At 38.3% G+C, this 24,610-nt stretch carries 26 protein-coding genes; 18 read left to right on the top strand and 8 right to left on the bottom strand.

The features are described from left to right. Nucleotides 1-138 precede the first annotated feature (138 nt). Both ACYT6F_RS08425 and ACYT6F_RS08420 read left to right on the top strand, forming a co-directional pair. Nucleotides 139-1,731, top strand: coding sequence for a reverse transcriptase domain-containing protein (locus ACYT6F_RS08425; protein WP_472600747.1), 1,593 nt, complete (start codon nt 139-141; stop codon nt 1,729-1,731). After that, a complete protein-coding gene (locus tag ACYT6F_RS08420; RefSeq protein WP_472600746.1) occupies nt 1,728-2,456 on the top strand; it encodes a hypothetical protein in 729 nt (242 codons plus the stop codon). The genes ACYT6F_RS08425 and ACYT6F_RS08420 overlap by 4 nt, the downstream gene beginning before the upstream one ends. 148 nt (nt 2,457-2,604) lie before the next feature. Here ACYT6F_RS08420 and ACYT6F_RS08415 read toward each other — a convergent pair whose 3' ends face one another. Next, nucleotides 2,605-2,838, bottom strand: coding sequence for a helix-turn-helix domain-containing protein (locus ACYT6F_RS08415; RefSeq protein WP_472600745.1), 234 nt, complete (start codon nt 2,836-2,838; stop codon nt 2,605-2,607). 215 nt (nt 2,839-3,053) lie between these two features. Here ACYT6F_RS08415 and ACYT6F_RS08410 point away from each other — a divergent pair, with 215 nt between their 5' ends. Further along, on the top strand, nt 3,054-3,242 hold the full coding sequence (locus tag ACYT6F_RS08410; protein WP_472600744.1) for a SymE family type I addiction module toxin: 189 nt from the start codon (nt 3,054-3,056) through the stop codon (nt 3,240-3,242). A 137-nt stretch (nt 3,243-3,379) separates the two neighbouring features. Here the strand turns inward: ACYT6F_RS08410 and ACYT6F_RS08405 are convergent, their stop codons facing one another. After that, nucleotides 3,380-3,619 carry a hypothetical protein gene (locus ACYT6F_RS08405; RefSeq protein ID WP_472600743.1) on the bottom strand — a complete coding sequence of 80 codons (240 nt, stop codon included), beginning with the start codon at nt 3,617-3,619 and terminating at the stop codon, nt 3,380-3,382. Nucleotides 3,620-3,710: 91 nt separating this feature from the next. Between ACYT6F_RS08405 and ACYT6F_RS08400 the strand changes: the two genes are divergently transcribed. The 14 genes from ACYT6F_RS08400 to ACYT6F_RS08335 all read left to right on the top strand — a co-directional run bounded on the left by ACYT6F_RS08400 (nt 3,711) and on the right by ACYT6F_RS08335 (nt 15,849). After that, nucleotides 3,711-4,451: a GLPGLI family protein gene (locus ACYT6F_RS08400; protein WP_472600742.1), complete on the top strand. Its 741-nt coding sequence runs from the start codon at nt 3,711-3,713 to the stop codon at nt 4,449-4,451. A 384-nt stretch (nt 4,452-4,835) separates the two neighbouring features. Then, nucleotides 4,836-5,597: a hypothetical protein gene (locus ACYT6F_RS08395; RefSeq protein WP_472600741.1), complete on the top strand. Its 762-nt coding sequence runs from the start codon at nt 4,836-4,838 to the stop codon at nt 5,595-5,597. Nucleotides 5,598-5,671: 74 nt separating this feature from the next. Continuing rightward, nucleotides 5,672-5,842: a hypothetical protein gene (locus ACYT6F_RS08390; protein ID WP_472600740.1), complete on the top strand. Its 171-nt coding sequence runs from the start codon at nt 5,672-5,674 to the stop codon at nt 5,840-5,842. A 160-nt stretch (nt 5,843-6,002) separates the two neighbouring features. Next, nucleotides 6,003-6,473 carry a hypothetical protein gene (locus ACYT6F_RS08385; protein ID WP_472600739.1) on the top strand — a complete coding sequence of 157 codons (471 nt, stop codon included), beginning with the start codon at nt 6,003-6,005 and terminating at the stop codon, nt 6,471-6,473. Between the two features lie 67 nt (nt 6,474-6,540). After that, the gene (locus ACYT6F_RS08380) at nt 6,541-6,969 is read left to right on the top strand and encodes a hypothetical protein (RefSeq protein ID WP_472600738.1); all 429 of its coding nucleotides are present in this window, start codon (nt 6,541-6,543) and stop codon (nt 6,967-6,969) included. Nucleotides 6,970-7,117: 148 nt separating this feature from the next. Next, nucleotides 7,118-7,414 (top strand): hypothetical protein, encoded by a 297-nt coding sequence (locus tag ACYT6F_RS08375; protein ID WP_472600737.1) that lies wholly within the window; start codon nt 7,118-7,120, stop codon nt 7,412-7,414. 68 nt (nt 7,415-7,482) lie between these two features. Continuing rightward, nucleotides 7,483-8,112 (top strand): chromophore lyase CpcT/CpeT, encoded by a 630-nt coding sequence (locus ACYT6F_RS08370; protein ID WP_472600736.1) that lies wholly within the window; start codon nt 7,483-7,485, stop codon nt 8,110-8,112. A 356-nt stretch (nt 8,113-8,468) separates the two neighbouring features. Beyond that, entirely contained in the window at nt 8,469-9,281 is an 813-nt protein-coding gene (locus ACYT6F_RS08365) for a CPBP family intramembrane glutamic endopeptidase (RefSeq protein WP_472600735.1), read from the top strand. A 291-nt stretch (nt 9,282-9,572) separates the two neighbouring features. Continuing rightward, a complete protein-coding gene (gene arr, locus ACYT6F_RS08360) occupies nt 9,573-9,998 on the top strand; it encodes an NAD(+)--rifampin ADP-ribosyltransferase (protein ID WP_169232172.1) in 426 nt (141 codons plus the stop codon). A 202-nt stretch (nt 9,999-10,200) separates the two neighbouring features. Continuing rightward, nucleotides 10,201-11,022 carry an oxidoreductase gene (locus ACYT6F_RS08355; RefSeq protein ID WP_472600734.1) on the top strand — a complete coding sequence of 274 codons (822 nt, stop codon included), beginning with the start codon at nt 10,201-10,203 and terminating at the stop codon, nt 11,020-11,022. A 93-nt stretch (nt 11,023-11,115) separates the two neighbouring features. Further along, nucleotides 11,116-12,021 (top strand): helix-turn-helix domain-containing protein, encoded by a 906-nt coding sequence (locus ACYT6F_RS08350; RefSeq protein ID WP_472600733.1) that lies wholly within the window; start codon nt 11,116-11,118, stop codon nt 12,019-12,021. A 176-nt stretch (nt 12,022-12,197) separates the two neighbouring features. Further along, complete coding sequence (locus ACYT6F_RS08345; RefSeq protein ID WP_472600732.1) at nt 12,198-13,202, top strand: T9SS type A sorting domain-containing protein; 1,005 nt, start codon at nt 12,198-12,200, stop codon at nt 13,200-13,202. A gap of 249 nt (nt 13,203-13,451) precedes the next feature. Next, a complete protein-coding gene (locus ACYT6F_RS08340; RefSeq protein ID WP_472600731.1) occupies nt 13,452-14,198 on the top strand; it encodes a DUF3575 domain-containing protein in 747 nt (248 codons plus the stop codon). A 376-nt stretch (nt 14,199-14,574) separates the two neighbouring features. Next, nucleotides 14,575-15,849: an alkaline phosphatase family protein gene (locus ACYT6F_RS08335; RefSeq protein ID WP_472600730.1), complete on the top strand. Its 1,275-nt coding sequence runs from the start codon at nt 14,575-14,577 to the stop codon at nt 15,847-15,849. A 154-nt stretch (nt 15,850-16,003) separates the two neighbouring features. Here the strand turns inward: ACYT6F_RS08335 and ACYT6F_RS08330 are convergent, their stop codons facing one another. From ACYT6F_RS08330 to ACYT6F_RS08320, 3 genes are all read right to left on the bottom strand, one after another. After that, nucleotides 16,004-16,738: a DNA-binding domain-containing protein gene (locus ACYT6F_RS08330; protein ID WP_472600729.1), complete on the bottom strand. Its 735-nt coding sequence runs from the start codon at nt 16,736-16,738 to the stop codon at nt 16,004-16,006. Between the two features lie 167 nt (nt 16,739-16,905). Then, a complete protein-coding gene (locus ACYT6F_RS08325) occupies nt 16,906-17,877 on the bottom strand; it encodes a hypothetical protein (protein WP_472600728.1) in 972 nt (323 codons plus the stop codon). 274 nt (nt 17,878-18,151) lie between these two features. After that, nucleotides 18,152-19,207, bottom strand: a complete 1,056-nt coding sequence (locus ACYT6F_RS08320; protein ID WP_472600727.1) for an NAD(P)-dependent alcohol dehydrogenase — start codon at nt 19,205-19,207, stop codon at nt 18,152-18,154. Between the two features lie 526 nt (nt 19,208-19,733). On the opposite strand from ACYT6F_RS08320, the gene ACYT6F_RS08315 reads away from it, so the two are divergent. Beyond that, a complete protein-coding gene (locus tag ACYT6F_RS08315; protein WP_472600726.1) occupies nt 19,734-21,068 on the top strand; it encodes a carboxylesterase family protein in 1,335 nt (444 codons plus the stop codon). A gap of 115 nt (nt 21,069-21,183) precedes the next feature. Here ACYT6F_RS08315 and ACYT6F_RS08310 read toward each other — a convergent pair whose 3' ends face one another. The 3 genes from ACYT6F_RS08310 to ACYT6F_RS08300 all read right to left on the bottom strand — a co-directional run bounded on the left by ACYT6F_RS08310 (nt 21,184) and on the right by ACYT6F_RS08300 (nt 24,567). Further along, on the bottom strand, nt 21,184-22,656 hold the full coding sequence (locus ACYT6F_RS08310; protein WP_169232160.1) for an alpha-amylase: 1,473 nt from the start codon (nt 22,654-22,656) through the stop codon (nt 21,184-21,186). Between the two features lie 45 nt (nt 22,657-22,701). Continuing rightward, entirely contained in the window at nt 22,702-23,799 is a 1,098-nt protein-coding gene (gene dinB / locus ACYT6F_RS08305) for a DNA polymerase IV (RefSeq protein ID WP_472600725.1), read from the bottom strand. Nucleotides 23,800-24,051: 252 nt separating this feature from the next. Further along, on the bottom strand, nt 24,052-24,567 hold the full coding sequence (locus tag ACYT6F_RS08300; RefSeq protein WP_472600724.1) for a TlpA family protein disulfide reductase: 516 nt from the start codon (nt 24,565-24,567) through the stop codon (nt 24,052-24,054). Nucleotides 24,568-24,610: the final 43 nt, after the last annotated feature.

Below are 24,610 nucleotides of genomic sequence, written 5' to 3'. Positions count from 1 at the left end.
GAAAGTATTTTAAATTAAAGCATAATATTAAGCTAAGAATATTTACAAGTATTAGCGTATTTATAAATATAAATTTGGCGCAATGCGTAATCTAGATGTTAGCACCAATTTTAAGACGACTACAATACATCAAAATAAATGAGAAACAATTTTAAAAAAGCGTTGACAAACATAATTCGACATGGTGACACGGATATTTTTCCGTTTCCATTTGAACGATACCTTTTTGAACAAAAGTTAGAAAAAGTACTAGATATTTTAGATACTTATCACAATAATTTAGAAGATGCAATTGCACTATCCCCACCATTGACGATAGTTGAACTAAGTCAAGTTGGCTATTACGGATTCAGACAAGCAACATTGATTGAACCTTTTTGGAATGCATATTTCTTGGGACTCGTTATATCAATTGCTCAAGACATTGAAAACCTAAGACTTAAAGAAGAAGAAAAAAATGTATTCTCATATCGCTATCAATGGGATGAGGTAACTGGCTCATTATTCAAGGATACAACTTGGATAGATTACAAAAGACAGTGCATTGAGTATTCAAAAGATTACAACTATGTTTTACAAACAGACATATCAAATTTTTATCCAAGAATTAACCATCATAAATTAGAGAATGAATTAAAACGAATTGACCCCAACAATAGGGTGCAAGATAAAATAATGAAAATACTTAGCAAATTCTCGGGGACAATTTCATATGGACTTCCAGTTGGTGGACCTGCTTCAAGAATTTTAGCAGAGCTTGCTCTTAATCATACGGATAAGCATTTAAAATCAAAAGGAATTGTTTTTTGCAGGTATGCAGACGATTACACAATATTTTGTGAAAGTGAATCAGATGCTTATAAAAAATTAATTCTGCTCTCTGAAAAGTTATCTAACGACCAACTTGGTTTGCAAAAGGATAAAACTAAAATTATGACATCCGAAGAATTCAAAGAAATACACCTATTTCTTGACCCGCAACCAAATTCGGAAGTTGCAGAAGATGAACAAAAACTACTAAATATTTCAATACGATTCGATCCTTATTCAACAACAGCAGTTGAAGATTATGAACAACTTAAAGAAGCCGTAAGAGAAATTGATATTATAGGTATTTTATCTAGGGAGGTTAACAAAACAAGAATTGACCAAACTGTTACAAAGCAAGCTATAAACGCTATAAAAGCATTGACGCCTGAAAACCAGGTTCAAGCAGTGAAAATCTTACTTGACCAAAACAACTTGGTGACACTTTCTCCGGTTTTCACTTCAATTATGCGGTCTGTGAGAAGTGTTTATGATGATTTGATTAATGAGGGTAAAGATTTGGTCGATAGTTCATTAATTAACTTATTCAACATTGAAAGCTTTTTAACTAAAATAGAAATGAATATCAGCTATATAATACAAATATTATCTATAAGACACTCTGCTGAAAAGGAATACTTATTCGTCAAATTATTTGAAATGCCAATAAATCATTTTATCAAGAGACAAATAATTGTTGCAATGTCAAACTGGAACTGTCATTATTGGCTTGTTGATATAAAAAACAACTTTACAACATTGACCACTTGGGAAAGAAGAGCAGTTATATATGCATCATATTTTTTAGGTGACGAGGGACATCATTGGAGAGGTGATAACAAAAAACTATTCAGTAAGGAAGAAACTCTTTTTAGAGACTGGTGTGCTTTGAGAAAACAAGCTAAGCAAAACATTTTAGTATGATAAGCGAAAGAGATATATCTGAAAAATTCAGTGCAATATGGAAACAGCATTTTCCATTACTTACACCAAATTTCATTCGTGTGTTCAATGACACACAAATTACAGCTATAAATACAAAACAAATAATTGCTGTTGAAGAAGTAAGGTATGACTTAGTTTCAGAAGCTGCTTTTAACCTTTCTGAATTTGCCTTTCTGAATCAGGTAACTCCTTTGAACGCATTCACCGAAAAAGAAAAAAGTAAAATTATTGAAGAAACCGCAAGGAGTATTTGGAGGTCTGGTAATTACTCTAAAAATGATTTGACAATTTCAAAGATTGAAAAACACGAAATCATATCAATCGCAGACAACACAATTGAATTTATTGAAAAATTGGGCGGGCAAGACGTATTATTTAGGCCGAAGTTAAAAGGATATAGCTTCATTCCTGATTTATATGCAGACATTTCAATTGGAGATTCATTGTTTGAAATAAAAACAGTAAACAGAAATTTCAAATCAAGTGATTTAAAACAACTATTTATTTACATCGCTTTAAGACAAGTAAGCGGAAATGAAAATTGGAAATTTGCAGGTTTATACAACCCAAGAAAAGGAGTTTATTCTAAGTTTAATATTAAGAGCTTGATTTATAGTTTGACTGGTGGAAAAACACCAAATGAAGCATTTGAAAATCTATTAAATGGACTCAATAGAGATGTTGAAATTGACAGCAGGTTCTAAAGGAAAACTGGGTGACGTGGTTAATTGAACATTCTCCCTTGCATCAATTTTGTGGTGTAATGACAGTTTTAGCATTCCGAAATCTACCACTCTGAGTGAAATTGTTTTTTATTAACTAATATATTTAATAGAAATCATCTTAATCTACTCAAAGTTTCTCACCCATTTCAAAATCAAACAATTCCTGCGGATGAACTTCCAAGCCTTTCGCCAATTCCTGTATGGTAGAAATTCTTACATCAACTTCTCCTTTTTCAATTTTGCTGATATTACTATGGTCAACATCACATTTTTGAGCTAACTGTCGATAGCTCAATCCTAACTTCTTTCTAAATTCTTCAACTCTTTTTCCAAAAGCTATTCGAAATTCATTTCTATCCATTGTGATGATCGTTGTAGCAGCAATTTGGAAAGTTTATAATAAAAGTTTGTAGGTTAATTAACCTACAAATTGAAAAATTATTTTATATTTGCTACATAAATTAAGCTTTGAATAAAACACAAATTCTATATATTACCTTGGTTTGTACAGGCAGGAAGTTCAGAAATGATCGGGGCTTCCGCCTTTACAGCCAGTAAAAAACAAAAAACAGCACCATGATGAATTCAAGAAAAATTAAAATTCACACCCGGTACCAGAAAAGTACCCACCGCCTGATCACCGTCCCTGAAATCCGCCTCAAAGGAAAATGGCTTGATGCCCTGGGTTTCGGGAAAGGAAAAACGGTACACATCCAGCAAAAGAAAAACAAACTCACCATTACTGTGGCAAAACAGCATCATTGAAAACCGCATTTTGTTTCCCGCAAGTTGCGGGAGACTTTCTGCAACTGCATTTGGTTTCCTGCAGGTTGCGCAAGATCTCCTGCAACTGCATTTTGTTATAAACACACCTGTTTGTAACTTCCTGCAACTGCATTTTATTATAAACATACCTGTTTGTAACCTCCTGCAATTGCAGTTGGTTTCCCGCAGGGTTGCGCGGGACTTCCGTACACCTCCGGAGGTTTCCCGCAGATTACGCGAGACTTCCGGAGACCTCCGAAGGTTTCCCGCAAGTTGTGGGAGACTTCCGTAGACCTCCGTTGGTTTCCTGCAAGTTGTGGGAGACTTCCGGAGACCTCCGGAAGGGTAAAACAGGAGTTATTTAAATAAAATGGCAAAAAGAATTCCCGCAACTGTAATTAAAAAACATTTCGTATCGTTGCATGGTTGTAATCACCTCATCAAGCCATCATCAAAAAATATTTAAATATGAATAAGTTTCTTTTTCTTGTAACCCTTTTCTCAGTATGGATATCTGCTCAAAAACAGGTACATATTCAATATCTCAATGTGAGATCACCCGTTGCAAATGTGTACGAAGATCTTTACACAGATGGAAAAAGGGTCATGTCTAAACAGGACGGTAATATCATGTGGACAGATCCTTCCTTTAATAAAAACAATAAAAAAGGTCAGGATTTTTACTTTATTTCCACGATCGATACTACTGCAAAAGACAGAAACTTCTTCTTTACAACATTTGTCAAAGATAATGCTGACGATTATTATTTTGTACACGATAAAGTTCCGCATACAGAATGGGTAATTGATAAAGAAACGACAAAAAAAATACTTGGTTACGACTGTATTAAAGCGACTGCCAATTTCCGGGGTTCACCTGTAACCGCCTTTTTTACAAAGGAAATACCGTATTCTGTTGGTCCTTTTAAATTTTTCGGTCTTCCGGGAGCTATTCTTGATCTTCGGGCAGATGGTAAAAATTACGACTTATGGAAAGCGGTTAAAGTTGATCTCAATGATAAAACAAAGATCGATTACAATCCCGAGTTCCCAGGTTATACCAAAGCTAAAATGCAGGATTTTGTAAAACTAAAAGACGAGAGCAATACCTCTTTTTTGAACAACAGCAATGTTGCAGGCAGTACCGGAAAAGTAGCCACTGTACGAATGGGTATCGAGAAGTCATTTGAATGGGAAACGACTCCTTAAGTACATTTAAACTTACAATTGAGCACCTGTTAAGCAGGTGCTTTTTTATTATAATAATATCCATTGTGCCTTTTGATTCATTTCCGTCACTTCAAGTAGATTTTTGAAAAAAAATCGTATCGAGAGGTTGATAATTTTGAAGACAGCTTCCATTCCCGATACATTTTTTCTCCACTTTGCTGCGAAAAAACACTCGAATTGACGAACCTAGTATCAAAAATTTTTCAAAATGCCCAACGGGTTATAATAATATCTTCGTTACCGAATGAATTACTCTAATTTTTTTTTAATATTGTAAAACTTAAATAAAACCGACAGGCAGTTTTGCAGTCTTTGATTTTAAGATACTGAAACTTTGTATACTCAACAATATTAAATATCCGTATGCCCATTATTAGATATTCAGGACAAAAAAGCGAGACCCTCGAAGAATTCTATCAGGAATTAACGGGTGAAGATTCAACTTTCATTGAAAATGAAACAGGAAAAACAATGCTGAAATTTATTTCCATGGTCAACCAAACGTTTACAAAAACTATATTATATGGAGTGACTTCCCATGACAGGCTTGTCATTCAGGCAACAGACAATTGGGAAGATGATTGGTATGTAACAGTTTATAGCATAGGCGACAAAAATCTCATAATTGAATACCAGATGCCCAAAGAACAAAGTCCCTGGAACCCTGCAATTGTTAAAGGAAAAGCAAACACCATTGAGGAAGCAAAAGACTTTCTCATTATTGCCATGACTGAAAGTGAAGGCTGGGCAAACAATAAAGAGTTAAAAAAACTTTATGACCAGCTAAAAAGCAGAGATACACAAAACAAGAAATTTACCTTGTGGCTGGAATTTGAAGAAGTTGATCCCGCAAACTGGAATACAGAAAATGAATTCTGCAATATCCATGTTGATATGGAAGACGGGAGACATTATGCCCTGAATGTATGGACCTATAAGTTTCTGGAAACGGCCATTGGGGAAGACAAAAAAACTGGACAAAATCTAAACGGGCTTTACCAAAAACCGCCGGATTTATTTGTGAAGGAACTGACAAGGGAATGCATCCAGAAGACTATTGAAGATTTACTTACAATTGACGATTTAGAAAAGGTTTTGAATAGAAGTATCCAAGAAAAGGCGTAATAAATAAAAACCACCTTGGGGTCTTAGTTATATTACAGTTAAAAAATTTACAATGCATAAGAAAATTACATCAATTGATGCATCCGGGAGTTCCTCCATTTCACGTAAAGGTTGCAATACCGCCAGATGATTTAAAAGCAGAAATAAATGGAAGATTTAATGTTAATTGGAGAAAAAAGCACGACAAAAACCAAAAACCTAAGGGAATTTTAAAGAGGTTGCTAAAATTGATGAAGAAAAAATGACTAAGCTTACCATTCCTATCTTAGATGGTAGATTGGTGTGTGAAGTAAACCTGATATCAAGGAATTACAGTCGTAAAATATGAACATTAAAAATGACTTGCAAAATTTCTCTTGCTATTAAAGCAGTAATGTGTAAATTTGAATTTTAACAATTACACAAATGAAACAGAATCAGGAAAAATTTGACCAAATCAGAAACCTGCTCCTTGATAAAATAGGATACAGAGTTGATTATGCAAGAGAGAAGGACGGAACGGAATACTTAAACATCAGAGAAACAAACTTCTGGATTTCCGCAACTTTTGAAGAATTCGTGGTGGGCTACGGTTTAAATCATACCCATTTCAGCGAAGAACAAAAAAATTTAGATGAAGGCGTATTGCTGGCACTTGATCTTCTGACCAACAGAATCAAAACAACAAATTATATCAAAGGCAATACCCTGTTTAAAACAACCGTTGAAATTGAATATCCGGATTCCACACTCGTAAATATCGGTACTTCAAATATCATCTTTTTTCCGTTCTGGAAAAAAACAAAAATCGAAACCATCTACGATGAAAAAATTTTAGAAAAAAAAGACATTGAAAACGAGGTACATTCAATTTTAAATTCCGGAATTGACGAATAGTAAAATACGGCATCAGAGTACTTTTATTTAATTCATAGTATTGTAAACAAACACAAAGATAAAACGCATGAAAAATAAATATATCCTCATTCCGGTAGTCATGCTGACGGTTTTCTTTCAGTCATGCCTTTCAAATAAAAGCGGACCGCAAAATAATTCAAACCACATCTGGACATTTACCTATCTAAAAGCGCAGGAGAACCAAAAGGCCAATTTGAAAATCTACCTTGAAAAAAACTGGTTTGCAATGGATCGTATAGCAGTTAAACAAGGATTATTAAGCCAGTACGAACTCTATGAAAACAAAAGTTCCGAAAGCAGCGACTGGGATTACATAGTCGCCGTAGAATATCTTACGCCCGAAGGCTATGACGCTGTTGCCGAAGAATTTGAAGCAATAAGAGCCGGACACAAGGTTACAAAAGTAAACGGTCTTGGAATGAAAGAATTAGGCAGCATCGTAAAAACAGAGACTGTTTCCCAAAAAAAATATTAATTGTCACTGATAAAAAAACATTACAATGAAAAATTTACATTACTACCTTATTCTGCCAGTGCTTATGCTCATCATTAGCTGTACAGCTACCCAAAACTGACACCCCTACAGCCAGCTCAACGGCAACTGGACTCCAGTAAAACAGGAAATGGGTGGTAAAGAATTACCGGAAAATTATTTCCGTACCCAGAAGCTTATTATTCAGGATACCGTTTATTCACTCACCGCAGAAAGTGTAGATACAGGAACCCTGACGTATAAAAACGGGCAAATGGATATTTATGGAAAGGAAGGCGTGAATAAAAACAAACATTTCACCGCATTATACAAACTGGAAGGCAAGCAACTTACCATCGTGTACAATTTAAAAGGCGACAGTTACCCCTCTGCTTTTGAAACAAAATCAAAGCCTGCTTTATTTCTTTCCGTATATCAAAAAGATTAACGGCATAAAACAGCCGAGAGAACATAAATTCAACCGCTTTCACCAGGAAGCAATTCTAAAAAATACGCATGAAAAAAAATTTAATTTCACTTATCACGATTCTGATCATTGCCGGCTGTACGGCTGCTCACAAAACCGATTCAGTAAAAAAGGACCGCAAACTCGAAGATCTTGCTTCTTTAATGACCGGAAAGTTTTCCAGTGAACTGCAATCTAAAGCCGACAGCACTTATTTCAACATCAGCCTGGTAATGACCCCAATCTGGACCGAAAGAAAAGACGGAAAATGGCTTTATGTAGAGCAGGCCGTAGCCGCCAACGCAGGCAAACCTTACCGGCAAAGGGTTTACCACCTGCAGCATCCGTCAAAAGACACTTTTACAAGCGAAATCTATACGATTAAAGATCCTCTTGCTTTCGCAGGTCTGCAGAATGATAAAATGAAAAAAGACAAGCTCACTTTTGACCTCATCGAACTGAAAGACGGCTGTACCGTAACCCTCAAAAAGCAGGGTGATACTTATCTGGGAGGAACCGATGCAGATAAATGTCCGTCCGATTTACGCGGTGCAAAATACGCAACCACAAAAATTATTTTGAAAAAAGGAATGCTTGAATCCTGGGACCAGGGTTTTGACGCTTCCGGAAAACAGGTCTGGGGCGCTGCTAAAAGAGGCTATATTTTTATAAAGCAATAATGGAGAATCCAATGATGATGAAATAATATCTGAAACCATAGAAAAGCAATCCATATTCTGCTGGATTACTTAGAACAGCAATCTATAGAATATCAGTTTACAGGAGGTTTGGCAGGCAACCTCTTTGGCTCCCGCTGGAAACTCCACGACATTGATATCGAAATACAACATTGAAAACGCAGTAGAGATGCAAGCTCAGCGGGATAAAGCTGCTTCAGGTATCGAAAAAACTCATCGTTTCCAGCAGAACAGACGAAAATATCATAAAACTAATTGTCTGTGAAAAATTGAATATTTTGTATCTTTAAGCAGTAAAACTCATCTTCTGAAAGGTAATACCAAATATCAGCAGAATTATGAAACAACTAATAACCTACTTCAGCCTCGCCTATTTCATCAGCTGGATCATCTGGCTCCCATTGTACGGACCTGCTTTTGGCTTTCACAATTTGCCGGCACTGCCCTATCAACATGCCATCGGAGGATTTGGGCCACTCCTTTCCTCTTTTTTGACAACATGGATCTTTCAAGGAAAGCACGGCGTACTGATTCTGTTAAAAAGATCTTTGAAGATCAAACCGCTTATTTACGTGACTGTTGCCTTATTTTCCCCTTTTCTTCTTGCTCTCCTGGCAGCTCTCATCAGTAATCTGGCAGACCGTACATCAATAGATCTTGCAGGATTGCTTAAGAGTAAAGAATTTCCACAATTCGGACTGTTAACTTTTTTCATGTACAACCTGCTGTTTTTTGGTTTTGGCGAAGAGGTTGGATGGCGCGGCTTTGCCCTGCCGAGATTTCAGCAAAAATTCAATGCTTTGACGTCGAGTATTGTTCTGACGATCTTCTGGGCAATCTGGCATTGGCCGCTTTTCCTATACAGACCCGGTTACACTTCCATGGATATTGCCGGTATTTCAGGATGGGTTTTCAGTCTTTTGACGGGCAGTATCTTGCTGACCTGGCTGTTTAACTCTTCACGGGGCAGCCTATTGGCTTGTGCTGTTTTCCACTCCACGATTGACATTGCTTTTACAGCAGACCTCGCAGAAAAGAATATCAGCAATTACATGGGATTTCTTATTACCATATGGGGAATATTGACCATCATCATTTTTAAGCCTAAAAACTTATCAGGAAAAAACCGGGAGAAAACTGAATCATATTAATAATTATAACACAATATCACTTCGGAACAGGTATCAATTTTTTGTTTTAAACCTGATGAAATTGCTACAGTTTTTGAACCTCGTCTCAACGGTAATTTTCATACACGCTTTAAATATAGGTTCGGAAATATGGTTTCCAATGAATTTGAAGGAAATATCAATTACAATTATATAAAGCAAGAACGGTCTGATTAAGATTTCCAAGGAGTCCATCACAAGATGCTTACAATTTTTCCATGTAAAAACAAATTCATAAGTTTACAGGTTGTTCAAAACTCAAAACACACCACAATGGAAAACAAAAAAGAGGAACACATTCTTGATCATGGCCCATTTTACCATGGAACAAAAGCTGATTTGAAAATCGGAGATCTGCTCACTGCCGGATTTGGGTCAAATTACTATCCCGAGATCATTATGAATCACATCTATTTTACAGCTTTACAAAACGGGGCCGGCCTTGCCGCCGCTCTGGCAAAAGGTGATGGGAAAGAACGGATCTATATGGTGGAACCCACCGGAGCATTTGAAAACGATCCGAATGTAACGGATAAAAAATTCCCGGGAAACCCTACCCGATCCTACCGCAGCACCGCACCGCTGAAAATTGTAGGCGAAATAACCGACTGGATCAGGCTGACAGATGATGAACTTCAAAACTGGAAAGAAAGAATAGCGAAGTTACGTGAAAATCCGGATGCAGAGATTATCAATTAAAAGATCTTAGCTGGTGGAAGATGTATTTCCATTTTATTCAATCGAGCATTTATATATTCCATTTCAGCTGTTAAAAGTACTGTAAGCTCCGAAAAAAAATTACTGGATCATCATCAGGAAAAAGTATACAACCATCCTGAATTTGTATTAACAATAAAATGTCTTTCATGATGATATTTGTACTCTAATTTAAATCATACAAATGAATAAGAAAGTAGTTTTAATTACCGGTGCAAGTTCAGGAATGGGTAAAGAAACCGCGAAAACACTTATAAAGCAAGGTCACACCGTGTATACCGTTGCAAGACGTATTGACCAGATGCAGGATCTGAAAATTTTAGGCGGTCACCCGATTCACATGGATATCACCAGTGAAAATGACATTCAAAATGTGGTAGATGTCATTATTGAAAAAGAAGGAAAAATAGATGTTTTGTGGAATAATGCCGGCTACGGATTATTTGGTTCGGTTGAAGACGTTCCCCTAGATGAAGCCAGGCAACAGTTTGAGGTAAATCTTTTCGGATTGGCGGCGATCACCCAAAAAGTACTTCCTTATATGCGGAAAGCCAATGCCGGTACCATCATCAACACTTCCTCAATGGGCGGGAAAATGTACACTCCGATGGGAGCATGGTATCATGCAAGCAAGCACGCCGTTGAAGGATTCAGTGACTGTTTGCGCCTGGAACTTAAACCGTTTAACATCAATGTCGTCGTTCTGGAACCCGGAATTATCGTTACTGAGTTTAGTGATGTCATGCTGAAAAATATCAGCAAGTTTTCTTCCCGGGGAGCATATTCTTCATTAACCAATAAACTGGTAGCGGCTACAAAAAAGATGTATGACAGCGGAAAGGGCTCAAAAACGACAGTCATTTCAGAAACTGTTGCTAAAATTGTAAATACAGATCAGCCTAAAACACGATATAGAGTCGGACTGTGGGCAAAACCGATGGTTTGGATGAGGATATATCTGGGTGACAAACTTTTTGATAAAATTGTAATGAGCCAGGTAAATTAAATTAGATTTAGATTTCATTGATCCTACTATGTTTCTCAAAAAAGAATTTGTAAAGACTTATCAAAGTATTATTTTTAATTAATTATTAAAAAAGTGAAGCCAATAATCCATCTGAAAACCATTTCGGAAATCAACAGATTTGTACAGAACAAAACACAACATCCGCTTGTTTCGGTAATTGATTTCAGCACGGCAGATGAATATCTTGAAGAAGGAACCCGCCTGAGTGCTGATTTTTATACCATTATGTTTAAAAACTACTGCTCCAACCACATGAAGTACGGAAGACAGTCGGTTGATTTTCAGGACGGAAGTTTAATTTGTATTGCTCCCAAGCAGCTCATCACGCTGGATAATGATGTAGAGAAAAAAGAAAATATGATGGGTTGGGGATTGTTTTTTCATCCTGATCTGCTTCGCGGTACCTCTTTAGGAAATAAAATGGGCGATTACACTTTCTTCTCTTATGAGACTTCGGAAGCGCTGCATCTATCCGAAAAAGAGAAGCAAATTTTGTATGACTGCATCCAAAAAATAGAAACCGAATTACAGGAAAACATAGACAGCCACAGTCAGAATTTAATCGTAACCAATATTGAGCTTTTGCTGAATTACTGTTTACGGTATTACGGAAGGCAATTTATTACCCGAAAAAACAGCGGTTCCAATACACTTTCGCAGGTAGAAAGTGTATTGAAAGATTATTTCAGATCAGATAAACTAAAAGAATCAGGTTTACCTACGGTAAAATATCTGGCTGATAAAGTTTATTTGTCACCCGGCTATTTAAGCGATCTGCTTAAAAAGGAAACAGGAATGAATGCACAGGATCACATTCATTATTACCTGATTGAAGAAGCTAAAAATATCCTGCTTCACTCCGACCATTCGGTAAGCGAGATTGCCTATTCACTCGGATTTGAATATCCACAGTATTTCAGTAAACTTTTTAAACAAAAGACGGGGCACACGCCTGTTGAATACAGAAACCTTAACTAATCTGATGCGAAAAATACAGATAAAGGCAGGTAACGCACCGCAGTCAGTGTACGATCAGTCGTTCAGAACATGAACGGTTTTTCCAATGATAAAGTTCTCATTAAAAAAGCTTTAGGCATTCAAAAAAATAATGTTTGAGAAGGTGTTTTTTGAGTATATTCGTACAAAATTTACGTATGCGACAAACTTTATTTTTTCTGCTGTTGGCTTCAGGCATTTATTCAGCTCAAACTACAATTACGAAAGCATTTAATGATCCTGTAACCGGAGAAACGGCAAACTATTTATCGGTAACGGGCACCCCGAATAATTCGGCAACGGGAGCCGGCACAACCTTTAACAATGCTTCTTTGACATTCGGCCCGGCTTCTCTTACCAGTTATTCTATCCCAACATCAACAGAAATAACCACCTTTCCCAACTCTACCCTGAAAATGGCAGGTAGCGGAAATACGGTATATTATAAACAATCGGCCTCCAAACTGGAAATAACAGGATTGGTGACGGGTGGTGCCACACTTAATCTTTCTGCTAACAACGGGACTTTTATTTCTTATCCTGCAGCTTTTGGGTATGCAGAGACTGATCAGGCACAGGGAACATTCAGTTCAACTGCCGCAAGCGGTCTGTGCAAAGGGACCATCAATCTTTCTGCAGACGCCTCGGGAACTCTTATTTTGGGTTCTTTAACGTATACTAACGTTCTTAGAATAAAATCGGTTCAGAACTTCAATTTATATTCTCCCAATGATACCACTTTCTTTTTCCCGATCGGTTCTATTGTAAATACATCCTATTCATATTATAACAGTACCTACAAATTCCCATTATTCACCACCATTCAGACGGTGGTCAATATTCCGCTGGCCGGCATTAACAACCAGACTACCGATGCAGCGCAGGCTCTAAATACGTTAAATCTGGCGACGAAAGACCAGGTTTATCAAAACGATAAATTAAAAGTATATCCGAATCCGGCCCAGGAATTTATAGAATTAAAAGGTCAAACCAATAGTTATACAACAGCGAAAATCTATACCCTGGATGGCAGACTCGTGAAAACTTCAGAAATAAAATCGGGGAAAGTGCAGGTTTCAGATCTTCCTTCTGCTTCGTATTTCATTGAAGTTTCAGGGAAAGATAACAAGAAGCCGGAAGCGTCAAAATTCATCAAACATTAGATGTATGCTATAACAGCTTATACACTTATCTTACCACGACTATTAATAATTCATCCGGTCAGAAAATTCTGATCGGATTTTAATATACAGTCATCAGAAAGGCTGGATATTATCTTCCCAATATAATCCAAGCCACATAAACCGGTTGCATAGAAAAACTTAATTTTTAACAATAAAGTATATATCTGCTAATTTTTTTGCCCGTTTTTTGCTTTTACCTGAATACACCAAACCATAAATATTAAAATCATGAAAAAAATCCTCCTTACTATTCCCTGTTTTTTGCTCTCGTGGCTACAGGCACAGGAAATGCCTGTTTCTTCAGACAAAATGAATATCGTTAAAACCAATGTGACGGGTTATGTCTTCAGGAATATTAATCTCTCCTATGAAAGAGCCATTAACCGATGGTTCTCGGTCAATATGGGTTTTGGGACCATGCCGGAAGGAAAAGTTCCTTTTATCAATTCCTTTTTAAGTGAAAGTGATGAAAAAAGATTTAAGAACCTGGAAGCCAAAGCTTTCAACTTTACCATAGAACCGCGCTTTTATCTTGGTGCCGGATACGGAAAAGGATTTTATATCGCACCGTATTACCGCTACTCAAAGGTAACCTCCAATACATTTGATTTTTATTATGATTATACCTTCAGCGGAATAACTTTTCAGATTCCCCTGAAAGGTTTCGGAAGTGCCAATGGAAACAGCGGCGGTGTAATGGTAGGTACACAGTTTTTCTTAACAGCCAGCAGGAACCTTGTTCTCGATTTCTGGATTGCAGGAGCGCACTACGGATCAGGAAAAGGAGATTTTACGATGACCAGTGACATTCCTCTTACACCCGATATGCAGGCCGAGCTGAAAAGGGAAATTGAAAATCTTGATATTCCTTATGTCAATTACACGGTGGAAACCAATACCAGTGGAGCAAGGGTTATTATAGACGGTCCCTGGATCGGTTTTAGAACCGGACTGTCCCTCGGATACAGGTTTTAAAAATGATATCAGAATGGAAATCTACAGCAGAAGTCAGACTTCTGCTTTTCTTTTTATCACCAGTGCCGGGACTTCGAGAACTTCAGTCCCCAGTGTGATACTACTCTTTGTCATTCCGTGGGAATCCTGACATGTTACTACGCTGCAGCGATCTTAGATTCCTCTGTGGTCTTCTCTAAGTGACGGCTTTGTGAAACAGATATTCGCACCATAAAAAAAACCTGGTGTACTTTGTGTTCATAATTTGGCAGGAGAAAGATCCTCGGGAGACAAAAAAAACATGACAACACCTCCGTAACCCGAGTTTAATATTTTTTTAACCCGCGAAACTTTTCTGTAACCAACCCAGAACATAACTTTGCATAAAATTTAAATAATGAAGCAAGGATTGGCTATAGTAATGACGTTTTTATCACTATTTGTTTTCAGCCAGCATGGAAGCACAGACACCGCACAGGTCGTCGTAGCAAACAGATATAATCGTGCAGAAGCCCAGGCAAAACCTTATGTGATCATGATCTCTGCAGACGGGTTCCGTTATGATTACGCAAAGAAATACAATGCCCGGAATCTATTGAACTTTTCAGGAGCAGGCATTCAGGCCAAAGCGATGATTCCCAGCTATCCCAGCATTACTTTCCCCAATCACTGGACGTTAATTACCGGCCTCTATCCTTCTCACCACGGGCTTATCGATAATTATTTTTATGATTACAAAAGAAAAGTACCGTATGCGATGAGCGACAAAACAAACGCAGAAGACGGAAGCTGGTATGGCGGTCTCCCGCTTTGGGGAATGGCAGAACAGCAGGGAATGCTCTCTGCTTCTTTAATGTGGGTAGGCTCGGCAAGTGATGCCGGAGGGATGAGACCCACCTATTATTATCCTTACCATGAAAAATTTTCACCGGCTGAAAAAGTTGATAAAGTAATCAACTGGCTGAAACTCCCAATGGATAAAAGGCCGCATTTTATATCCCTTTATTTTCCGGAAGTTGATGCAGCCGGACATCATTTCGGGCCCGATGCGAAAGAAACGGAAGATGCAGTACATAAAGTGGATACTGCTATAGGCGATCTGGTACGGAAAGTAAATGAACTGGGCCTGAAAAATGTAAATTTTGTCTTCGTTTCAGATCACGGAATGATAAAAGTAGACGGCAACAATCCTCTTGAAATTCCTCAGCTGTTGCTTGATAAGAATCGATTTGACATTTATAATTCCCAAACTTTACTAAGAATATATGTTAAGAACAAAGCAGAAATTAAAAATGTTTATAAGCAATTAAAAGCTCAAAAAACCTCAGATTACGAGGTATATCTGGATAAAAAATTCCCTAAATACCTGCACTTTTCCGCCAGAGATGATTACTACGGCAGAATCGGCCAGATTCTCCTGGTTCCAAAAGCTCCCAAGATATTTCTTGAGAAAGGAAAAAAGCCCTCTGCAGGAAAACACGGTTATAATCCCGCGACAGTTCCCGAGATGAAAGCCGTATTCTTCGCTTGGGGACCGGCATTCAAAAGCAATATGACTGTTGGTGAATTTGAAAATGTAAACGTCTACCCTCTCGTTGCCGACATTTTACATTTGAAAATAACGCAGCCTGTTGACGGGAAACTTAAAGCACTGAAACAAATAGTAAGATAAATAAGTATTGGGGTGGCTAAGGCTCCCTGATTTAGAATTTCTCATCGGACGATGAGAATGTTCAAAGACGCCCGATGCGGAATTATACACCCGAACCATGAGATCAGCTCTCATCGGGCGATGAGAGCTAAACTGCAAAACCCCTGCTATTCTTTTATACTGCGGTAAGGGGCTTATCAAATGTAGCTGCTCTCGGGTTTTTCAGCATTGCTCCGCTTCCGTACTGCGTTACCACTTCAAGGGTATAAGCTCCTGGCGGTAAAGGCGGAATGACCAATATAAGTTCCGATGGGTTATTGGTTACAATATCATTAGGCTCAACTTTAGTTTTAACCTGAGAGGCCATGTCTATAAAAAATATTCCGTTGGAAAGATTATCCCCTGCCAATTTAATTTTACTTCCTGTGATTTTTAAGTTTTTGCCTGGGGTGAGCAGCTTATTCACCGAGCCGCTTTTCACGTCCGTAACCTGGAGAATGATGGCAGAAGATTCAGCGATACCCAAGATCTCGATTTCGATATTAGGTATTTCAGCTCTTAGCTTTTCTCCCTGGTTGAACTGAAAAATAATGCTGTGCTTATCTTTATTAAAACTTTCGGAGGGGCTGTCGAATACCCCGCGGATCTTAGTGCTGGCGGTGAAGTAGCCCGTGTTTACAGAATATCCGTCGCAGAGCTGGTAAGCCATTTCTCTCAGGAAGAGTTCGGTAGCATGCGTCATTGCAGAAGCAGATACCTCCGCCCCGCCACGTCTTACTGCAGCATTACATATATCTTCCACCGAAAGCGAGCGTTCACTCACGGTACGGGCAATAAAATCATTGGGTTTATCTTTAGTTAAAACATTATCATACAGATACGCTTTGATCCTGTGAAGAATGGTTGCCATTGGTATTTGTTTTAAATGGTTGCTTATATATATTATTATTTTTATTAAAACCTCACAGGTTTTGAAAACCTGTGAGGTTTGGGATTAATTGATTTCTTGCTATGTAAGTCGCAAATTGCAAATTGGCGATATCGGAGATCACCTCTCTTCTTTGAGATTTACATACATTAGTAATTACCCGAAAGAGCTGTCCAGTTTATTCCGTCACTGATCCATAAAATTGTTTTTGTCTGATCGGCACCGTTCATATTGTAGCTGTTTGTACCTGTACTACTGCCGCCATTGAACATGAGCCCTCCTAAAGTAGTTACCGTAACAAAACCGGAAGCATTAATATTTCTGGTATATATTATGGCCCCGGGATTTGTTACAGCCGAAGGGAGAACAAAATTGGCAGTTGTTGAAACAACCGATCGGTTGACCACAGTTCCTGATACTGAAATATTTTGCAAACCGCTGGAGATAATACCGTTTACTGTTAATGTTGTACCTGGAGAAGCGGTTCCTATTCCTATTCTGTCATTCGCAGCATCTACGGAAAGCGTAGTACCATCCACTGAAAACCCGTTGGTTGCCGTAGAAGTAAAAGCCATTGTGCTGGCACCTTGTGTAACGATAGTATTACCGGACAATGAGCCACTGCCTTTATATATTCCACCTGCGCCTGTTGCCAGGTCGGCATTCGCTATCGTACCGTCTAAAATTTTAGCCGACGTTACTGCATTACCGGCAATAGTAGGAGAAGCAGCTGTACCGGACAGGTCTCCTGCTAATTGTATAATACCTTTAGCCGTTGTGCTGGCATCTCCGTCTGCAGTATTAATAATCTTCTGCCATACCGAACCGTCAAAGAAATAGTATCCTTCTGCCGTCATATTAGCTGTTTTCCCGGATGGAGAAACCGGTGCAGAAGTTGCGTAAATAATAAGACCTTTCTGCCCTGCAGTATACTGCGCATCTCCCGCCTTGATCTGATCTCCGGCGAGTCTGGGGACGATTAATCCTTCCGGCTTGCTGCCGTCTGTAGTTTTGGCGGTAATATCGAGGGTAGCTTTAGGGGTATTATTATTTATCCCTACCTGTGCTAAAATCGTAAGACTGAATAATGATACAGCCATAGTAATGAAACTTTTCATCATATTTTTATATTAAAGTTGTTGTTAAGTAGTTAATGACGGATATGATATATTCCAGAAATGCCGGGAAATAGTGAGCTGCAATAATCATCATAAGTGTTTCATTTGTGTTAGTAAATAGTCTCTCAAGTTTGATTTACAAACAAAGATAAATAAATAATTGAGACAACAAAATCGGCAATGACTACTATAAATATCTTACTTTATGATTAAACCTTACTGTTATTCAATAAAAAAACTCTCCGAAGAGAGTTTTAGTTAAAATATCTTATTCAGATTACAGAGACTGCATATCAATTACAAAGCGGTATTTCACGTCGCTCTTCAGCATTCTTTCATATGCTTCATTAATTTCACTCATTTTGATAAGCTCAATGTCTGAAACGATATTATGCTCTCCGCAGAAATCCAGTAATTCCTGAGTTTCGGCAATACCGCCAATCAATGACCCGGCAACGGAACGGCGTTGGAAGATCAGCGGTCTGGTGCTTGGTTCAGTTTCCTTAAATTCTCCTACAAAACCTACAAGAACTAAGGTTCCGTTCAATGCCACCGTCTGCATGTAAGGATTAATATCATGCTCATAAGGCACCGTATCGATAATGACATCGAACTTACCTTTAACAGCATTCATCTGCTCCTGTTCAGTTGAAATCACCACATGATCGGCCCCCAATTTTTTAGCATCTTCTGTTTTTCCGGGTGTACGGGAAAATAAAGTAACCTCAGCACCCAGACCTTTGGCAAGCTTGATCGCCATATGCCCCAAACCACCAAGCCCTACTACGGCAACTTTAGAATCCGGGCCTACGTTCCAGTGTCGCAGAGGAGACCAGGTTGTAATTCCTGCACAAAGAAGCGGTGCCACTGCGGCAAGATCAAGATTTTCCGGAACACTGAGAACAAAATGTTCGTCTACCACAACTTTCTGAGAATATCCTCCGAATGTATGCCCGCCCAGATGCTTATCTTTTCCGTTATAGGTACCGGTAAATCCTTTCTGGCAGTATTGTTCCAGATCATGTTTGCAGCTTTCGCATTCTTTGCAGGAGTCAACCATACAGCCAACTGCCGCAAGATCTCCCACTTTAAATTTAGAAACTTCGGTTCCTACATTGGTTATCCTTCCTACAATTTCATGTCCGGGAACCACAGGATACATAGATCCGCCCCAGTCGTTTCTTGCCGTATGAAGATCAGAATGGCATACGCCGCAGTAGAGAATTTCAATCTCTACATCAGTAGATGTTACTTCTCTTCTTTCAATATTCATTTCGGCTAAATCTGCTGTGTTGGATTCTGTACCGAACGCTTTTACTGTGAATGTGTTCATATTGTATTTAAGTTTATAATAAAATTAATTGTTATCTGCAAAAATCGTCAGTTTATGATAAAGTAAACTTATATAATTACAGAATGATGTACCAATTTACTGTAACGGCAAAATCTGCGCCTTAAAGTGGTAATTTTGATTCAGTAAGAACTTTTATTATAACAATCAGGCTGAGCTTATCAACAGTATTTCCCAATATAACAGAATGACCAATTATGTATTGACAAGCACAGCAAATCTCTGATCGTTAATAATATCAAGCTGTTTCTCAACAACTGTACGCGTTTTATGACCGTCAGTTTATTACCCTGAGTCACATCAACCGTGGCCTGACCGGTAAATTTGCAATGCTTCTGGATGAATACCTCTCTTCGGAAAAGTCCCAAACCATTAGTTTCCGATGGTTAATTATTCGCGGCACAGCTTAACCTTTCAGCGAATTATTTCGAAGATATAATGAAAAGAGAGTGTGCATTTGGCTTAAAAAAGATAATTTACTACATTTATGTAAAACATAATTTTGTTGATGACAACACAGCTGCATAAGAGAATCCATATCTTTCATACTTCTTTCGGAACCATTTCAGCATTGAGGGAAAACGGTGTTATCCGGGCAAAAAGTATTCGGTATGCGCGATCTCAAAGATTTAAAAAGCCTGATCTTTTAGAATATGGCGAAAACCATGAGAGCCGTGACAAAACTCCGGTATGTCCGCAAAATGTAAGTCCGCTGCTGGACAGGCTGATTCAGAAAACGGATGTAGAACAATTTGAACCGGATGAATCTCCTCAATATCTTACGATTACACGTCCGGAGCATTTTAACGATCATGAAAAACTTACGGTGGTTGTGTGGATTCACGGAGGCTCTTACGAAATCGGATGTGGCGATCTGCCTACTTCCGACCCTTCCGTTTGGGTGAAAGAACAGAATATCATTGTTGTTTCTATTTCTTACCGATTAGGACTTTTCGGATTCTTGGGAGGTGATGAAGGAAGACCCGCTAACCTCGGATTGTATGATATGATCGCTGCTTTGAAATGGATTAAAAAGAATATCCGGGATTTTGGCGGAGATCCTGAAAACGTTACCTTGTTCGGACAGTCTTCCGGTGGCGACGCCATTGCCCACCTCATGATTTCTGAAGGCACCGACGGTTTATTTCAGAGGGCCATTATCCATAGTGCCCCGCTGGGATTCAGGATCAACAGGCAAAAGATGTCGAATGAATTTTTTCTGAAAACGGATGCTTTGAAAGATGAGCCGGATGCTTTGAAGTTGGTTGCAGATTACGTCAGGTTTTTACCTTCTTTCAGAAAATACGGGTTGAAAACATCGATGCCGTTCTGTACTCAATACGGTCATCCGCCGTTATGCAGAGAGGACGAAAGCATGGATAAATGGAAAGAAAATGCACGGAAATATGATGTTTTAATAGGCTCCAATCAGGATGAAACGGCTTTTTATGTGAAGACAGCCCAAACAGGAGTCTACACCTTTCTTCCCCATAAAATACTGAATAAGATCGTGAGAAAGACGACAGAATCAATCTATGAAAAGCCCGCCAAGATCTTTGCAGAAAATTTTTCAGCCGGCGGTGGCAATATCTATCAGTTTGTTATTCAATCTACCTTAAAAAATAATTACATCGGCGCATCACATTGTGTAGATTTACCTTTAATATTTGAAAATAAAGAAGCCTGGAAATCAGCTGAGCTGCTAAAAGATGTTCCGTGGGAATATATCCGGGAAAACGGGGAAAAGCTCCGTGCGCTCTGGGCTGAGTTTGCCAGAACAGGATCAATCTCAGAAGATTCAGAAAGACCTGAAATCCTTAAGCTTAAAAAAGTTAAGAATTAAAAGGAATTATTCATCATAAAAATATCCGCAAGATTTGTCACTTTACAGATTTCTGAAGGTAACAAGACTTACGGATGATTATTTTTAAATATTATGATTCTGTAACTCTACTATACTATTCCTCAATCCAGACACTTACATTCCCTGCGGGAACAGGGAAATTTCCCCAGCCATTTTCATCAATCGTTACTTTATCTTCAAATCTTCCTAATACATCATAAAAAGTTTTACCGATATATCTTTCGCCCATTTCCATAGGTTTTTCATAAGCCTCCTTATTACTCAAAACAACCGCACATCCCGAATGTTCATCATCTCCTTCGCGAACCCATCCCAGACAATTGGCATCTTCAAAATAATCGCGCTGTTCTCCGTAAGCATGATCTCTCCTCGCCTTCAGCATTTCCTCGATACCGTCTACCTTATCCAGAAATATTTCCTGGTCATTGCCTTCACGGTCTTTATCTACGTAATGGGCACCATATAAATCCGGATAAAATACACAAGGATATCCTTCCTGACGAAGCAAAATTAAGGCATACGCCAAAGGCTTGAACCACTGTTCTACCGGTGCTTCAAGATCCTGAAGCGGCTGGGTGTCATGATTATCAACCAGACTTACCGAGTGCATAGGATCTGCCTGGGTAAGCGTTTCATCAAAAATTCTCCGTAAATCGTATGAATCGCCTTCATTGGAAGCAGTATGAAAATTATTCTGTAAAGAGCTGTCGAAAAGGCTCATGCATCCTTCGGTAACTTCAATATATTTCTGAAGCAAACTGAGATATCCCGGCGCCCAGTATTCTCCTACTGCAAAAATATTCTTACCGGAGTTGGAACGAAGCAGCGTAAGCCATTCTTTATAAAAATCAAATGAAATATGTTTCAGGGCATCCAGTCTTACACCGTCAAAATCTGTTTCATCAAAATACCATTTTGCCCAGTTATTGAGTTCTTCCCTTACAAAAGGATTCCGGTGTTCCACATCATTGAACATGAGGTAGTCATAGTTTCCTTTTTCATCATCAATCATTTCTTCCCAATCGGTACCATATTCGTTTTTAATCTTAAAAATATGGGAATCCATGCCTTCTGCATAATCTACGCCGCTGAAGCAGGTAAAATTCCATACAAAATCGGAATATTTTTTTCCGCGCCCGGGAAAGGTGAATTTTGTATACGACTGTATCTCGATTTCATCGGAAATAATTTTATCCCTGTTTTCTTCATCTACTTTCAGGGCCTTGAAGGTTTCAAGTTCATCTCCTCCGGCTTTGTGCCCGAGAACGATATCAACAATAACCTTAATGTTGTGTTTCTTTAAAGCTTTTATAGCTTTTATATAATCTTCTTTTGTTCCGTATTTTGTGGGGATGGTTTCTTTCTGATCAAATTCTCCCAGATCAAAAAGATCGTAGGCATCATAACCGGTAGAATGACCGCCTCCCGTTCCTTTGTAAGCGGGCGGAAACCATACTGATGTAATTCCTAATTCAGCCAGATATTGTGCGTTATCTTCTGCCTCTTTCCACAGTTTCCCTTCTCCTTCCGAGTACCAGTGGAAGTATTGAATCATCGTTTCATTCATAAAATTGTAAATTTGGTTACTACAATGTAGTGAAAATTTTCGAGATTATTGATCTTCAAATTCTTTGAACGGAATTTTTAGTTGAACCGATATTTGTTTTTTCTCTTCGGTATTAAGCTGGGAAAGAGACAATCCCAGAAGCCGAACGGCTTTATCGAACGGACGGAGTTCCCAGAGCTGTTTCCCCGTATTGAAATACTGTTCTGCAGAAGAGAAATATTCTTCTTTGGTAATGCTTCGCGTAAAAAGGGAAAAATCTTTATATTTAATTTTAAGAGTTAAGGTTCGCCCGAGAATATTATTTTTCTGAAGGCGGTTGTGAAGTTCTTCGCTCAGGCTCTTCAGCTTTTCGTTAATCTGCTGTTCGTCGAAAAGGTCTTCAAAAAAAGTTCTTTCCACTGCAACGCTTTTCTGAATTCGGTGAGGCTTCACTTCGGAATGATGAATTCCACGGACGACATTATAATAATAAGCACCTGATTTCCCGAACAGCCTTGTTAAGTCTTCTATCGATCTTTTCTTTAAATCTTTTCCCTTATAAATGCCTAAACTAAACATTTTATTCGCCGTCACTTTCCCTACGCCGTAAAATTTTTCGACCGGCAACTCTGCAAGAAAGCTTTCTACTTTATCAGGATGAATGGTTTTCTGTCCGTTCGGCTTATTAATATCCGAGGCTACTTTTGCTAAGAATTTATTAATGGAAATACCTGCGGAAGCTGTCAATCCGGTCTGTTCGAAAATCTTCTGCCGAATCTCTCTGGCAATCTGGTTGGCAGACCCGATTTCTTTTTTATTTTCTGTGACATCAAGATAGGCTTCATCCAATGATAAAGGTTCTACCAGATCGGTATATTCGTAAAAAATTTCCCGTATTTTCCTGGAAATCTCCTTATACCGCTGAAATCTGGGTGAAACAAAAATAAGATGCGGACACTTTTCTTTCGCAGTTTTGCTGGGCATGGCAGACCGCACCCCGAATTTTCTGGCTTCATAACTTGCCGCTGCAACAACACCGCGGTGCTCTCCTCCTACTGCAATTGCCTTACCTTTCAATTCGGGGTTATCATGCTGCTCTACAGAAGCATAAAATGCATCCATATCGACGTGAATAATTTTACGGAGAGGAAATGAAGAATCCATACCGCAAAGATATGGATTCCTGTATTCTTTAATTTAGATTAATTTCTTTGTCTTGAATTCTTTAATCGCAAGGACAGACAAAAGTTTATAAAATAAAATGCTTTTAAGATAAACAATGCCGTTTTACTGATTTACGATATACAATTGAATAAATTCGTCTTACTTTAATAAGCGAAGCGCCTTTGTATGACTTAAAAATTAAACAGCATATTAAGATAAAAACTTTGTTTTACTTTGCGACAAAAATAAAAATCATTTCAAAAGCTTATCAATGGTTGCCTGAATATCGGGATCTTCGGGTGAGATGGCGTAATATTTAGCAATGGCAGATTTCTGGTCGATTACCATGTATCTTGGGATCCAGTTGAGATCAATATAGTTATTGAAATCATTTTTCCAGCCGGAGGCGAACCAATAATTTTCTTTATCTTTCATTTCAAATTTTTCCAGGCTTTTATTAAAACCTTCTTTAGAACGGTCTAATGAAAGAAAAACAAAATCTATATTTTTATTATTTTCTTCCAATTCCCTGGCTTTTGGAAGTGCCTTTAGACAATCTCTGCACCAGCCTGCCCAGAAATCAAGCACTAAAACCTTCCCTTTATGCTGATCAAGAATTTGCTGTATGGTAATGGTTTTTCCTTCTTCATCTTCCAGTTTCTGAAGCAGCGCTTCTTTGGAAAAATTGGTTTTAAGAACTTCGGGAGCCTGCTGTGAACAGCTTAAACCGAAAATTCCGATCATGAATAATAAAAACAGCTTCTTCATTTTTTTAAATCTTTCTGCAAATCTAAACAATGAAAAATTATTA

The sequence above is a fragment of the Chryseobacterium sp. NG-CE01 genome, from assembly GCF_055695505.1.
This window is presented reverse-complemented; position numbering and strand designations above follow the sequence as displayed.